The 14,976-nt window shown below is 59.9% G+C and carries 11 protein-coding genes; 4 read left to right on the top strand and 7 right to left on the bottom strand.

The features are described 5' to 3' along the window. Positions 1–3 precede the first annotated feature (3 nt). The 4 genes from QMX98_RS07995 (at position 4) to lpxC (ending at position 4,473) form a co-directional block, all read left to right on the top strand. Positions 4–873, top strand: a complete 870-nt coding sequence (locus QMX98_RS07995; RefSeq protein WP_010458113.1) for a cell division protein FtsQ/DivIB — start codon at positions 4–6, stop codon at positions 871–873. 15 nt (positions 874–888) lie between these two features. Further along, positions 889–2,148 (top strand): cell division protein FtsA, encoded by a 1,260-nt coding sequence (gene ftsA, locus QMX98_RS07990; RefSeq protein WP_008147519.1) that lies wholly within the window; start codon positions 889–891, stop codon positions 2,146–2,148. Positions 2,149–2,255: 107 nt separating this feature from the next. Continuing rightward, positions 2,256–3,449 (top strand): cell division protein FtsZ, encoded by a 1,194-nt coding sequence (gene ftsZ, locus QMX98_RS07985; protein ID WP_007943486.1) that lies wholly within the window; start codon positions 2,256–2,258, stop codon positions 3,447–3,449. A gap of 112 nt (positions 3,450–3,561) precedes the next feature. Then, positions 3,562–4,473, top strand: coding sequence for a UDP-3-O-acyl-N-acetylglucosamine deacetylase (gene lpxC / locus QMX98_RS07980; RefSeq protein WP_008147525.1), 912 nt, complete (start codon positions 3,562–3,564; stop codon positions 4,471–4,473). A gap of 148 nt (positions 4,474–4,621) precedes the next feature. Here the strand turns inward: lpxC and QMX98_RS07975 are convergent, their stop codons facing one another. The 7 genes from QMX98_RS07975 to QMX98_RS07945 all read right to left on the bottom strand — a co-directional run bounded on the left by QMX98_RS07975 (position 4,622) and on the right by QMX98_RS07945 (position 14,580). After that, positions 4,622–6,118, bottom strand: a complete 1,497-nt coding sequence (locus tag QMX98_RS07975; protein ID WP_282410530.1) for a sensor domain-containing diguanylate cyclase — start codon at positions 6,116–6,118, stop codon at positions 4,622–4,624. A gap of 148 nt (positions 6,119–6,266) precedes the next feature. Continuing rightward, positions 6,267–7,586: an OprD family porin gene (locus tag QMX98_RS07970; protein WP_172791627.1), complete on the bottom strand. Its 1,320-nt coding sequence runs from the start codon at positions 7,584–7,586 to the stop codon at positions 6,267–6,269. Between the two features lie 194 nt (positions 7,587–7,780). Beyond that, a complete protein-coding gene (locus tag QMX98_RS35075) occupies positions 7,781–8,005 on the bottom strand; it encodes a hypothetical protein (protein WP_348967360.1) in 225 nt (74 codons plus the stop codon). Positions 8,006–8,280: 275 nt separating this feature from the next. Continuing rightward, complete coding sequence (locus QMX98_RS07960; protein WP_010458092.1) at positions 8,281–9,645, bottom strand: heavy metal sensor histidine kinase; 1,365 nt, start codon at positions 9,643–9,645, stop codon at positions 8,281–8,283. Further along, complete coding sequence (locus QMX98_RS07955) at positions 9,635–10,312, bottom strand: heavy metal response regulator transcription factor (protein ID WP_007916978.1); 678 nt, start codon at positions 10,310–10,312, stop codon at positions 9,635–9,637. Before QMX98_RS07955 ends, QMX98_RS07960 begins: the two co-directional genes overlap by 11 nt. A 9-nt stretch (positions 10,313–10,321) precedes the next feature. Continuing rightward, on the bottom strand, positions 10,322–13,423 hold the full coding sequence (locus QMX98_RS07950; protein ID WP_102593547.1) for a multidrug efflux RND transporter permease subunit: 3,102 nt from the start codon (positions 13,421–13,423) through the stop codon (positions 10,322–10,324). After that, positions 13,420–14,580, bottom strand: a complete 1,161-nt coding sequence (locus QMX98_RS07945) for an efflux RND transporter periplasmic adaptor subunit (RefSeq protein WP_010458085.1) — start codon at positions 14,578–14,580, stop codon at positions 13,420–13,422. Before QMX98_RS07945 ends, QMX98_RS07950 begins: the two co-directional genes overlap by 4 nt. Between the last annotated feature and the right edge of the window lie 396 nt (positions 14,581–14,976).

Genomic DNA, 14,976 nt, shown 5'->3' with positions numbered 1-14,976 from the left:
ACCATGCAAGGCGCACAGCTGAGACATCAGCCCCCTCCAGCACCCGGCCGCAAGCCGGTGCCACGGGGTGCGAGCCGAATGGTGGCCAAAGAGCCGATGTCTGCGCGCCTGCCGAAAGCCAATTTTGGTTTTCTGAAAAGCCTGTTCTGGCCGGTGATGTTGGTTGCGCTGGGGTTCGGCACTTACGAAGGCGCGCAGCGTTTGCTGCCCTACGCCGACCGGCCGATCACCAAAGTCGCTGTGCAGGGTGACTTGAGTTACATCAGCCAGCAAGCGGTGCAGCAGCGAATCGCCCCTTATGTGGCGTCGAGCTTCTTCACCATCGATCTTGCGAGCATGCGCACCGAACTTGAAACGATGCCATGGATTGCCCACGCCGAAGTGCGTCGGGTGTGGCCGGATCAAGTAGTGATCCGCCTGGAAGAACAACTGCCGATAGCCCGTTGGGGCGATGAATCGCTGTTGAACAACCAGGGCCAGGCGTTCACCCCGCGTGAGCTGGCCAATTACGAACATTTGCCACAGCTGTTCGGCCCACAACGGGCGCAACAGCAAGTGATGCAGCAATACCAGGTGCTGAGCCAGATGCTCAGGCCGATGGGCTTCTCGATTGCACGCCTGGAGTTGCGTGAACGAGGCAGCTGGTTCCTGACCACCGGCGCCGGCAGCGCGGGCCCGGGGATCGAACTGCTGCTGGGACGCGGCAAGCTGGTGGAAAAGATGCGCCGCTTCATTGCCATCTACGACAAGACGCTTAAAGAACAGATTACGAACATTGCGCGCATCGATCTGCGCTACGCCAACGGCCTTGCTGTTGGCTGGCGGGAACCTGTAGCGCCCACGACAGCCCAACCCGCTGTCGCGAAGAATTAAGAAGAGGCAGGACCCATGGCAAACGTGCAAAGCGGCAAAATGATCGTCGGTCTCGATATCGGCACCTCCAAGGTGGTGGCGCTGGTCGGCGAGGTCTCGGACGACGGCACGCTCGAAATCGTCGGGATCGGCACTCATCCGTCCCGTGGCCTGAAGAAAGGCGTGGTGGTGAACATCGAGTCCACCGTGCAATCGATCCAGCGCGCGATCGAAGAAGCGCAGTTGATGGCCGGTTGCCGGATTCACTCGGCGTTCGTCGGCGTGGCCGGCAATCACATCCGCAGCCTGAACTCCCACGGCATCGTGGCGATTCGTGATCGCGAAGTCAGCTCCGCCGACCTTGAGCGTGTCCTCGACGCCGCCCAGGCCGTGGCGATCCCGGCTGACCAGCGCGTACTGCACACCTTGCCGCAGGATTACGTGATCGATAACCAGGAAGGCGTTCGTGAGCCGCTGGGCATGTCGGGCGTGCGTCTGGAAGCCAAGGTTCACGTGGTGACCTGCGCCGTCAATGCCGCACAGAACATTGAAAAATGCGTGCGTCGCTGCGGTCTGGAAATCGACGACATCATTCTCGAGCAACTGGCGTCGGCCTATTCGGTCCTGACCGACGACGAGAAAGAGCTGGGCGTGTGCCTGGTGGACATCGGCGGCGGCACCACCGACATCGCGATCTTCACCGAAGGCGCGATCCGTCACACCGCGGTGATCCCGATTGCGGGCGACCAGGTGACCAACGACATCGCCATGGCGTTGCGCACCCCGACCCAGTACGCCGAAGAAATCAAGATTCGCTACGCCTGCGCCCTGGCCAAGCTGGCCGGTGCCGGTGAAACCATCAAGGTGCCAAGTGTTGGCGACCGTCCACCGCGCGAGCTGTCCCGCCAGGCCCTGGCCGAAGTGGTCGAGCCGCGTTACGACGAACTGTTCACGCTGATCCAGGCCGAACTGCGCCGTAGTGGCTACGAAGACCTGATCCCGGCCGGCATCGTGCTGACCGGCGGTACCTCGAAAATGGAAGGCGCGGTCGAACTGGCCGAAGAGATCTTCCACATGCCGGTCCGCCTGGGCGTGCCCCATGGCGTCAAGGGCCTGGACGACGTGGTCCGCAACCCGATTTATTCCACCGGCGTAGGCCTGTTGATGTACGGCCTGCAGAAGCAGTCCGACGGGATTTCGTTCTCGGGCATCAGCAGCCGCGACAGCTACAGCAATGAAGAACCGAAAGCCGCCTTGCTCGATCGCATCAAGAGCTGGGTACAAGGCAACTTCTGACGAAGCAGATTCAAGCGGCAAGCTACAAGCCGCAAGAGCAAGCAGTAAAAGCGACAAGCAGTAAAAGCAGTAGGCGAAAAAACTAGAGAACGTAAAGGAGAGGGAAAATGTTCGAACTCGTAGACAACATCCCCGCAAGCCCGGTTATTAAAGTTATCGGTGTTGGCGGAGGCGGCGGCAACGCCGTCAACCACATGGTCAAGAGCAACATTGAAGGCGTTGAATTCATCTGCGCCAACACTGATGCCCAGGCGCTGAAATCCATCGGCGCGCGGACCATCCTGCAATTGGGTACCGGCGTTACCAAAGGTCTGGGCGCCGGCGCCAACCCTGAAGTAGGTCGTCAGGCCGCTCTCGAAGACCGTGAGCGCATTGCCGAAGTCCTGCAGGGCACCAATATGGTGTTCATCACCACCGGCATGGGCGGTGGTACCGGTACCGGTGCTGCGCCGATCATTGCTGAAGTGGCCAAGGAAATGGGGATTCTCACCGTTGCGGTGGTGACTCGTCCGTTCCCGTTCGAAGGCCGCAAGCGTATGCAGATCGCCGACGAAGGTATTCGTCTGCTGTCTGAAAGCGTCGACTCGTTGATCACCATTCCCAACGAGAAGCTGCTGACCATCCTCGGTAAAGACGCCAGCCTGCTGTCGGCTTTCGCCAAGGCCGACGATGTACTGGCCGGTGCCGTTCGCGGTATCTCCGACATCATCAAGCGTCCGGGCATGATCAACGTCGACTTTGCCGACGTACGGACTGTAATGAGCGAAATGGGCATGGCGATGATGGGCACTGGCTGCGCCAGCGGTCCGAACCGTGCACGTGAGGCCACTGAAGCGGCCATTCGCAACCCGTTGCTCGAAGACGTGAACCTGCAAGGTGCACGCGGCATCCTGGTGAACATCACCGCCGGTCCTGACCTGTCCCTGGGTGAGTACTCCGACGTGGGTAGCATCATCGAAGCCTTCGCTTCCGAGCACGCGATGGTCAAGGTCGGTACCGTTATCGATCCGGACATGCGCGACGAACTGCACGTGACTGTGGTTGCCACCGGTCTGGGCGCGAAAATCGAGAAGCCTGTGAAGGTCATCGACAACACCGTTCACACCTCCATGGCCTCCCAGCCGCAACAATCGGCGCCCGCTCGTCAGGAACAACCGGCGGTAAATTACCGTGACCTGGACCGTCCGACCGTCATGCGCAACCAGGCTCAGGCCGGTGCTGCGACTGCCGCGAAGATGAATCCGCAAGATGATCTGGATTACCTGGACATCCCGGCTTTCCTGCGTCGTCAGGCTGATTGATGGAATGTATCAGGGCTATGAAGGTGATTGGTGTTCAGCAAAGGTCTGGTCTGCTATTATCGCCAGCCTTTGTTGATACCAGTTCGCAATTTGCGCTGAAGCGGCCCAAGCCATGATTAAACAACGCACACTGAAAAATATTATCCGTGCTACAGGTGTAGGCCTGCACTCCGGGGAGAAGGTTTACCTGACCCTCAAGCCTGCACCTATCGACACCGGCATTGTGTTTGTTCGTGCCGACCTCGACCCTGTGGTGCAGATTCCTGCCCGCGCGGAAAACGTTGGTGAAACCACGATGTCGACCACATTGGTCAGTGGCGACACCAAAGTGGATACGGTGGAGCACTTGCTCTCGGCCATGGCTGGCCTGGGCATCGATAACGCCTACGTCGAGCTCTCCGCGTCCGAAGTCCCGATCATGGATGGTAGCGCTGGACCTTTCGTATTCCTGATTCAATCGGCCGGCCTGGAAGAACAGGACGCACCGAAGAAGTTCATCCGGATCCTGCGGGAAGTGACAGTGGAAGACGGCGACAAGCGCGCCACTTTCGTCCCTTTCGAAGGCTTCAAGGTGAGTTTCGAGATCGATTTCGATCACCCGGTTTTCCGTAACCGCACACAAAGTGCAAGCGTGGATTTTTCCAGCACTTCGTTCGTAAAAGAAGTCAGCCGCGCCCGTACCTTTGGTTTCATGAGTGACATCGAGTACTTGCGCAAGCACAACCTCGCACTCGGCGGCAGCGTTGAAAACGCTATTGTGGTCGACGCGGATGGTGTACTGAACGAAGACGGCCTTCGCTATGAAGACGAATTCGTGAAGCACAAGATCCTCGATGCAATTGGTGACCTCTACCTGCTGGGCAATAGCCTGATTGGTGAGTTCAAGGGCTTCAAGTCCGGACATGCATTGAACAACCAGCTGCTGCGCAAGTTGATTGAGCAGACAGATGCTTGGGAAGTCGTGACTTTCGAAGACGCCAGCACTGCACCGATCTCTTACATGCGTCCCGTAGCGGCCGTGTAAGTCAAAAACCTCTCTAGTTTTTAAAGGCTGCCTTCGGGTGGCCTTTTTTTATGCCCGCGGGAAAGAGGTAGACCGAGCGCCATTGTAGGAGCTAGCGGTGCGGCGATCCGACGTGCCCGCGAAGAGGCCAGTAGCGACACCGCAGATTTCAAGCCGTGGCGACCACCCGATTCCGTCCGTTTTCCTTGGCCTGATACAACGCCTTGTCCGCCGCAAACAGCAAACTCTCCAGGCTGATATCCGTCGCTGTCGTCCAGGTGCTGATCCCGATACTGACAGTCATCGGCCCATCAGCTCCCTCAACCAGCGGCAACTGCTCAACGGCCTTGCGGATATTTTCGGCAATCTGCCGCGCACCGGCGCTATCGGTTTCCGCCAGGATCACCGAAAACTCCTCGCCGCCATAACGGGCAGCCAGGTCCGCCGGTCGTCGCACGTGGGCGCTGATAACGTTGGCCAGCGAGCGCAGCGCTTCGTCACCGGCCTGATGGCCATGGCGGTCGTTGAACGCTTTGAAATGGTCGGCATCAATCATCATCAGTGACAAAGGCATGCCGGAACGTTGAGCGCGAAACCATTCATGGCGCAGGGCCTGATCCAGCGTTCGGCGGTTGGCCAGCCCCGTCAACGCATCGGTGGCGGCCAGTTGCGCCAGTTCGTGTTCGGCATTGTGACGCCGGCGCAATTCCCGGCGCAGCACCCACGTCAGCCACAGCAGGCTCACGCACAAGGCGGCGGTTGCAGAGCTGACCACCACTGCAGTGCGTTTCCAGGCCGAAAAGACTTCATCACTGGACAGTGCAACGATGACGATCAACGGTAAATTTCCGACCTTGGAAAAGGTGTACAGACGCTTGTCACGGTATAGATCGGACATGCTGGTGAAGCTGCCGTTGCCTTCTTTGACGATGCGCTGGAAATTGGGGCGGTTACTGAAATCCTTGCCGATCAGCTCTTCGGCCAGGCGTGGTTGCTGGGCCAGGAGAATCCCGTTCTTGCTGATCAGATTGACCGTGCTGTCGCGGCCGATGCTCAAACTGTTGAACAACTGATCGAAGTAACTCAAGCGCATGGCGGCTTCGGCGACCCCCAGAAACTCACCCTGGGAGCCGCTCACCCGTCGACTGAAACTGATACGCCAATCGTGTTCGGCCGACCTGGCCCGGAAGGGCGGGCTGATGAACATGCCCGGGGCCGGGTTGTTCACGTGCGACTGGAAGTATTCGCGATCAGCGTAGTTGCCTTGCCTGGGTTCCACCGACGCCGAGTCGGCGATCACGTCGCCCTTGTTGTCGAGCAACAAAATGTCGCCCTTGTACGGCGCGGCGGTGGCGCGGTCGAAATAGGCCAGATGGCGAATGGTGGGAGAAACGCTCTTGAGATCTTCTCGCCGGGAGGCGGCGATCAAACCCAGCAGGGAAATATCATAGAGTTCGACATTGCGCAGCACATCGGCGTCGATCAATTGCACGATGTTGTTGGCGGCGCGAGCGGCGGACAACTCGGCGTTGGCGCGTTCACGGATCAGCAGGAAGGTCACAATGCTGAATATCGCAATCACCAACAGCACACTGCCGAGAGTCAGAAGTTGCTCCGATCGTGTCGAGCTGATCGGATGTTGAGATTTCTCATTGCTCACACTCATGGTTCTGACTTCTGCAAATAAGGCGTTATAAAAGTTTTTTACAAGAATCGGGCAGAGTTCCAGAAACCGGTCGCGTCCAGAGCGCTTGTATAAATGCCGGATAAAAAAAAGGCCAGCAAAAAAATGCTGGCCTTTTGCTTAGTGAAGCTTAGAAGACATTGAGCGGGTAGTCGACGATCACCCGGTATTCATCGGTGTCCTGATCCAGCGCGCCATAGCCATTGCCGCCGCGGTTGGTGGCCCATTGCATGCGCACCGCCAGATCCTTGGCCTTGCCGCCCTGGATCACATACTTGAGATCGATGTCGCGCTCCCAGTGCCTGGCGTTTTTGCCGTCGGCGCTGTACCACGAGGCGTAGCCGCGGCTGTCCGGATCGACTTTGGTCAGGTCCAGTTCGCCTCGGGAGTAGGACAGCGCCGAGGTCAGGCCGGGCAGGCCGAGACCGGCAAAGTCGTAGGCGTACTTGAGTTTCCACGAGCGCTCGTTCGGGCCGTTGAAGTCAGAATACTGCTGGGAGTTGTCGAGGAAGACGCTGTCGCCCTGGCTGATGTAGTCGAACGGCGTGTTGCCGTTGACCCGCTGATACGCCGCCGTAACGCTGTGAAAGCCCACGCCGACGGTGAAATGCAGGCTGTAGGCGTTGTTGTCGATGTGACCCAGCAGCGCATCGCCGGTGTCTTGCGTGTGATAGAAATGCAGGCCCGGGTTGAGGCTGACCAGGTCGTTCAGCGCGTAGGTGTAATCCAGGTCGTAGTAGTACTGGTTCCAGATGTCCTTGAGTTCGGAGGCGTACAGGCTGCTGGTCAACCCCGGCAGACCGCTCCACGCCACACCGGCCCAGTTCAGGTGCTGACTGTCGTCACCGTCTGCCAGGCTGCCGTAGGAGGTGCCGATGCGGGTGTGACCGCTCTGGTTGTACGGCTTGGTGAAGCTCGCCTGGCCACCTTCGATCAGGAAGCCGTCGAAGCTGTGGTTGGTCAGGCTGACCCCACGAAAGGTCTGCGGCAACATGCGGGTTTCGCCGCCGGCAATCACCGGGTTGGCGAGGAACAGGTCGCCGGCCTTCAACTCGGTATCAAAAGCACGCATTTTCAGCGTGCCACCCGCCGTTGAGAACGACCCAGGCGCTTTGCCGTTGCCATCGCTGATCGGCAGGATGCTCGAACCATCCGTGCCGCCACCGCCGTCGAGCTTGAGCCCCAGCATGGCGTGGGCATCAACGCCGAACCCGACGGTACCCTGGGTGAAACCCGATTCAAAGAGACCGAGGAAACCCTGACCCCACTCTATGTTGTCGTCCGCCTGCTGCAGGCGGTTGCGGTTCATGTAGTAGTTACGGACATTAAGGTTGAGGCTCGAACCTTCGACAAAACCTTCCTGACTGGATTCGTCGGCGGCGTAGGCGGCGGGGGTCATCGTTGCAGCGATTGCAATGAACAGCGGGTTGAAACGGAGAGGGAAACGCACTTGCGGTAAAGCTCCTTGGTCAACTAAACACTTCATACTCTTGAAGTGAAAAATGTTTCTTGTCAGTGAAGACGAACTGGACGGCGTTTAAACCACAACGAAAAAAAGCCGCTGATAGCAGCGGCTTTGAAGACAACTTTTCAAAGGGAAGAGCCGATGAAAAGTGTCGAGGGAAAAGGAGCAAACGGGTCGGATCAGCTGTCTTTATCAACCCGTGGTTGGCTTGAAGACATTGATGCTTGAGGGGTTTGCGCAGCCTCTTTAGCCTTGGCTGTCATTTCGCCCTGATGCTCTTCATACGAAGCGGCGCGTGCGGCATTGTGCGCGACGAAGGCCGGCGATTCTTCAGCCACGGTGAACGGAGACAGGAACAAAGAGGACAAAACGAAAGCGCTGGCAATACCCATAGTGTTGGACATCTTTAAAACCTTCTTGCTTGGCAAGTGCTGTTTGGTGCGGCAAAGATAAGGGGGATTGGACAGGGGAAAAAGAGCGGATTCATGAAAGGACTGTTGCGCTAAAAGCAACAGTAGCCAGCAGCGGGAAATGGCTTTTGTGGCGAGGGAGCTTGCTCGCGCTCGACTGCGCAGCAGTCGCAAACAACCCCCCGATTTTCCTGAGGAACCTGAGTGGCTGATTGGGGGGCTGCTACGCAGCCCAGCGCGAGCAAGCTCGCTCGCCACAGGGAAAGGGTCTAGACCGGGAGGTGGATGCCGAAGGTGTTCATGCCGTGATCACTGTGCACAAACACATCCCCGCCATGCATCAGCGCAATCGCCTTGACGATCGCCAACCCCAGCCCATGGTTATTCCCGCTGTTGCTGCGCGATGCGTCGACGCGATAAAAACGCTCGAACAATCGAGGCAAATGCTCGCTGGCAATCGGCGATCCGGGATTGGCCACGCCGATGCTCACCTGGTGCTCCTCGACCTCGATCCGCACCTCAATCACCTGCCCGGGCCCAGTGTGTTGCACCGCGTTACTCAGCAAATTGATCAACGCCCGGCGCAGATGCGCAATCTCGATCCGCACCTGCGCATCCCCACTGACCTGCACCTGGACCTGCGCATCCTCAAGAATGAAATCCAGGTATTCCAGAGTCGTGGCCACTTCGTCGGCCAGCGAGGTGGAAGTCAGTTTGGTCGCCTTGCTGCCCTGATCCGCGCTGGCAAGAAATAGCATGTCATTGATGATCGAACGCAGCCGTTCCAGCTCTTCGAGGTTCGATTGCAGCACTTCGAAGTAGTGTTCCGCCGAGCGTCCACGGGTCAGCGCGACCTGGGTCTGGCCGATCAGGTTGGTCAGCGGCGAGCGCAGTTCGTGGGCGACGTCGGCGTTGAACGACTCAAGCCGCGAATAGGCCTGCTCGACCCGCTCCAGTGTGGAGTTGAACGAATTGACGAACTGATTGAGCTCCGGCGGCAGTGGCGATAAGCGCAAACGCCCGGAACGCAACGGCGGTGCCAGGCGTTGGGCTTCCTGCGACAACTTGATCAAGGGTTTGAGGCCAATTCGCGCCACCCAATAACCCAGCGCCGAGGCCAGCAACACGCCAATAATTGCCAGGCTGATCAGCGCGATCAGCAGATGATGCTGGGTCTGGAAAAACGTCTCGGTGTCGATACCGATCATGAAACGCAGCGGCGGCCGTTGATCCTTGGCCGGGAACTGGCTGACTAGCACTTTCAGCGGATAAGGCTGGTCTGGCAACGTCATGTCGCGCATCCCCAGGGGCCCTTCGGCAAAGGCGCGGATCTGCGGTGTCAGGTTGCCGTATTCGTAGTGAGGGTCGCCGCTGATGATCCAGAAACTGATGCGCTTGTCTTCTTCGCCGAGCAACTTGAGCTTGTTGTTGATCTTCACCCAATGCTCCGGCGTGCCATATCGCCCGACGGTGGATTCGAGCACGCTGTAACGCGCGTCCAGCTCCGCCTCGGGCAGCAAACCCAGGCCTTTGTCGACCTGCTGGTACAAGGCCCAGCCGATCAACAGGAACACCAGCAGCGCCACCAGCGTGAACATCCCGCTCAGGCGCAGGGCAATCGAATTACTGGACACCGCGGCTCTCCAGCACATAACCCATGCCCCGGATCGTGTGCAGCAGTTTTTCGTCGAACGGCCCGTCGAGCTTGGCCCGCAGGCGTTTGATCGCGACTTCTACGACGTTCGCGTCGCTGTCGAAATTGATGTCCCAGACCATCTCGGCAATCGCCGTTTTCGAGAGGATTTCACCTTGCCGACGGGCCAAAACGCTGAGCAGCGAGAACTCCTTGGCGGTCAGGTCCAGGCGGGTGCCGGCGCGGGTGGCCTTGCGGCTGATCAAATCGATCCACAGGTCGGCGATGCTCACTTGCACGGGTTCGTGGCCGCCGCTGCGCCGGGTCAGCGCTTGCAGGCGCGCCACCAGTTCGAGGAAGGAAAACGGCTTGCCGAGGTAATCGTCGGCACCGTCGCGCAAGCCTTTGATGCGGTCTTCGACCCGTTCGCGGGCGGTGAGCATGATCACCGGGGTTTGCTTGCGCGCACGCAGCGCACGCAATACACCGAAGCCGTCGAGGCCCGGCAGCATGACGTCGAGGACGATCACCGCGTAGTCGCTTTCCAGCGCCAGGTGCAGGCCTTCGACGCCGTCGCGCGCCAGGTCCACGGTGTAACCCTGTTCCGTCAGGCCGCGGTGCAGATAGTCCGCGGTTTTTTCTTCGTCTTCGATAATCAGAACGCGCATGACCCCGCCTCAGTCTGTGGTTGCCAGCGCCGGCATCGGTGCGGGTTTGGGCTTATGGAAAAGCCGCTCAAGCCACAAGTATATGACCGGAGTGGTAAACAGCGTCAGCGCCTGGCTCACCAGCAAGCCGCCGACCACCGCGATGCCCAATGGCTGGCGCAGTTCGGCGCCGGTGCCGTAGCCGAGCATCAACGGCAGGGCGCCGAGCAGGGCGGCGAGGGTGGTCATGATGATCGGCCGGAACCGCGTGATACAGGCCTGGTAAATCGCCTCTTCCGGCGGCAAGCCACGATTGCGCTGGGCATCGAGAGCGAAGTCGATCATCAGGATGCCGTTTTTCTTGACGATGCCGATCAGCAACACCAGCCCGATCAGCGCCATGATCGAAAAGTCCTGGCCGCAGATCCACAGCATGATCACCGCGCCAAGCCCTGCCGATGGCAGCGTTGAAATAATGGTCAACGGATGGACGAAGCTCTCGTAGAGCACGCCGAGAATGATGTACACCGCCACCAGCGCCGCCAGGATCAACCACGGCTGGCTGGCCAGCGAACTCTGGAACGCTTGCGCCGCGCCCTGGAAGTTGCCGCTCATGGCGGCCGGCATGCCGATGTCGGCCTTGGCCTGGTTGAGCATGATCACCGCATCGCCCAACGCCACGCCGGGCGCCAGGTTGAACGACAAGTTGGCGGCCGGGAACATGCCGTCGTGGGCAATAGACAACGGGCCAACCGTTGGCGCATCGAATGTCGCCAGGGCCGACAGCGGCACCATTTCCCCGCTCAGCGGCGAGCGCAGGTAGAAATAATTGAGGCTTGCGGCCTTGCCGCGTTGCTGGGTGTCCAGTTCCAGGATCACGTTGTATTGGTTGATCTGGGTCTGGAATTCATTGATCTGCCGTTGGCCGAACGCATCGTACAGCGCTTCATCGACATCACTGGCGGTCAGGCCGAAACGCGCGGCGGCGCTGCGGTCAATGCTGATGTGGGTGATGCTGCCGCCCAGTTGCAGGTCGTTGGAAATATCGCGGAACGCCGGGTTGGCGCGCAGTTTTTCGGTCAGGCGTTGGGTCCAGGTGCTGAGCGTTGCGCCGTCGTTGCTCTTGAGCACGTATTGATACTGGGCGCGACTCGGGCCGGAGCTGAGGTTGATGTCCTGGCCGGCGCGCAGATAGAGCACGATGCCCGGGACTTTCATCAGTTTCGGACGGATCCGGTCGATGAACTGGCTGGCCGAGACGTCGCGGTCGCCGCGTTTTTTCAGGGAAATCCAGAAGCGGCCATTGGCGATGGTCTGGTTACTGCCCGAGACCCCGACCGAGTGGGAAAACGCCGCAACCGCTGGGTCTGCGGCGACGATTTCGGCCATCGCCAGGTGTTTTTTCACCATGTCGCCGTAGGAAATATCGGCGGCGGCTTCGGTGGTGCCGAGGACAAAACCGGTGTCCTGCACCGGGAAGAACCCCTTGGGAATAAAGATGTAACCGGCCACCGCCAGGCCCAGTGACAGAAAGAAAACTCCGATCATCAGTTTCTGGTGGGCGAGGGCACGGCGCAGCAGTTTTTCATAACCTGTCAGCAAACGTTCGCCAAACGTGGGTTTGCTGTGGGCGTGATGCACCGGGGCGCGCATGAACAGCGCGGCCAGGGTCGGCGCCAGCGTCAGCGACACCACCACCGAAATCATGATGGTCGAGGTCGCGGTCAGGGCGAATTCCTTGAACAGCCGCCCGACCACGCCACCCATGAACAGCAGCGGAATGAACGCCGCCACCAGCGAGAAGCTGATCGAAACCACGGTAAAACCGATCTCGCCGGCACCCTTGATCGCCGCCTCGCGCATGCCGTCGCCGGCCTCCAGGTGGCGGTGAATGTTCTCCACCACCACAATCGCATCGTCGACCACAAACCCCACGGCCACCACGATTGCCACCAGCGTCAGGTTGTTCAGGCTGAAACCCATGATGTACATCAGGGCGAAACTGGCGACCAGCGACACGCCCAGTACGGCGGACACAATCAGGGTCGCCGACCATTGGCGCAGGAACAGCGCCATCACCGCCACCACCAGCATGATCGCGATCAGCAGGGTAATTTCCACTTCATGCAGGGAGGCGCGGATGGTCTGGGTGCGGTCGACCAGCACCTTGACCTGCACCGAGGCCGGCAGCATGGCTTCGAGGCCGGGCAGGGCGGCCTGGATGCGATCAACGGTTTCGACGATGTTGGCGCCCGGCTGCCGGGAAATCACCAGGTTCACCCCGGGTTGATCACCGGCCCACGCCTGAACGTAGGCATTTTCCGAACCGTTGACGACTTTAGCGACATCCTTGAGGTGAACCGGGGCACCGTCCTTGTAGGAAACGATGAGCTGGTTGTATTCCTCGGGGTGGAACAATTGGTCGTTGGTCGACAGTGTCGAGATACTCGACTCACCGTACAACGCACCTTTGGCCAGGTTGAGGCTGGTTTGCTGGATCGCCAGCCGAATGTCCGCCAGGGTCAGGCCGATGGCCGCGAGTTTGTCGGCCGAGACTTGAACACGGATTGCCGGACGTTGCTGGCCGGTGATGTTGATTTGGCCTACGCCGTCGATCTGACTGATCTGACGCGAGAGCAGGGTTTCCACCAAGTCACTGAGTTCGGTGCCGGGCATCAAGGTTGAGTTGATGCTGAGAATCAGCACCGGGCTGTCGGCCGGGTTGACCTTGCGCCACGTCGGCAGGTTCGGCATGTCCTTGGGCAGCTTGCCGGCGGCGGTGTTGATTGCGGCCTGCACTTCCTGGGCGGCGGTGTCGATGCTTTTGTCGAGGGTGAATTGCAGGGTCAGGTTGGTCGAGCCCAAGGCGCTGCTCGAGGTCATCTGGGTCACGCCGGGGATGGCGCTGAATTGCACTTCAAGCGGCGTGGCCACCGACGACGCCATGGTTTCGGGGCTGGCGCCGGGCAATTGTGCGGCGACTTGAATGGTCGGGAATTCGGCTTCCGGCAGCGGCGCAATCGGCAGGCGCGGGAAGGCGATGACGCCGAGCAACACCAGGGCAAAGGTCAGCAGGATCGTCGCCACCGGATGATCGATACACCAGGCTGAGACAGAACCGTGGCCCTTCATGGCTTCGACTCCGATTGCACCACTTGCGGCGGCTCGGTCATTACCTGCACGGTCGAGCCGGGTTTGAGCCGCGACTGGCCGTCGCTGACCAGCACGTCACCCGGTTTTACGCCTTTGATGATGTCCTGGCCGCTGCCTTGGTAGACCATTTGTACGGTGACGGTTTCGACCTTGTCGCCGTTGACGCGGTACACGAAATGTTGATCGAGGCCACGCTGTACGACAGTGGGCGGGACCACCAGCGCATCTTTATCCAGGGCGGTCTGAATTTTTACCGTCACCAGCAGGCCAGGCCAGAGCTTCTGCCCGGGATTGTTGAATTCCGCCTTGGCGCGGATGGTCCCGGTGTTGGCGTTGATCTGGTTGTCGATCAGGGTCAGATGCCCTTCGCCCAGCAGGTTGCCGGTTTCGCCGTCGGTGTCGGCGCCGATATAGGCCTTCACTTGTGCGCGCTCGGGGTCGCCGATCAGGCCTTGCAGGGTTGGCAGCATTTGTTGCGGCAGGGAAAACTCGACGGCGATCGGGTCAATCTGGGTCACGGTGAACAGGCCCAGGGTGTCGGTCATGCGCAGGAAGTTGCCTTCGTCCACCGTGCGGATACCGACGCGGCCGGTGACCGGGGAGCGAATCTGGGTGTAGGAAAGCTGCACCTGAGCGGCGTCGATTGACGCCTGATTGCCTTGGGCGGTGGCTTTGAGCTGGTTGACGAGGGCTTGTTGCTGGTCGTAGGTCTGCTTGGATACGCCGTCGTCGACGCTGAGCAGTTTGTAGCGCTTGAGGTTGACCAGCGCGACTTGCAGTTGCGCCTGGCTTTCGCCGAGTTGTGCCCGAGCCTGGTCGAGGCTGGCGCGGATCGAGCGGTCGTCGATGGTGGCGAGCAGGTCGCCTTGTTTCACCAATTGGCCTTCTTTGACCAGGATTTTGGTGAGGATGCCGTCGATTTGCGGGCGGACCACGACGCTGTGCAGGGACAGGACCGAGCCGATGCCGGTGACGTAGCGGGGGACGTCTTTTTCGGTGACGCTGACGACTCGAACCGGGATCGCTGTGGGCGCGGCGAGTTTGGCGGTGGCGGGTTTGGTGGCGTACCACGCGCCACTCGCTGCCAGGGCGATCAGCAGGCCTGCGATCAAGGCGGTTTTTTTCTGGGTTCGCATGCGAGTGGGGGCGCCGGGCTAGGTGGTCGGGAGTCGGGTCGGGTTTATACCTTCCTTTATAAACCTGTTCGGCGGTCAGGAAGGTGACTGCTAACTGACGGCGCTGTCAGTTTGGGCTTGGCGGCCTGGTAGCCGACCATGCTCCTGTTGATGGCGTACATATCCATTCCTGCGGTAACGGCTGCTGGCGGTTTCGCTCTTACAGCGACTCACTTTTCCAAACGCCGAAAAGTAAGCAAAAGGCTTCGCCCCAGCGTCCGGCCCCTCGCCTAGGCTCGGCGTACCCTCGCTCCGGCATTCATCTGGGGGCATCGCCTCCGGTCGGCTTCGCTTCGACCTCCTCTCGATGTGTGCGGCTTCGCCGCCCGGCGCTACGCGCCCCCCCCCCAGCTGCGG

The organism is Pseudomonas sp. PS02303, from assembly GCF_029959925.1.
Classification (GTDB): domain Bacteria; phylum Pseudomonadota; class Gammaproteobacteria; order Pseudomonadales; family Pseudomonadaceae; genus Aquipseudomonas; species Aquipseudomonas mandelii.
This window is presented reverse-complemented; position numbering and strand designations above follow the sequence as displayed.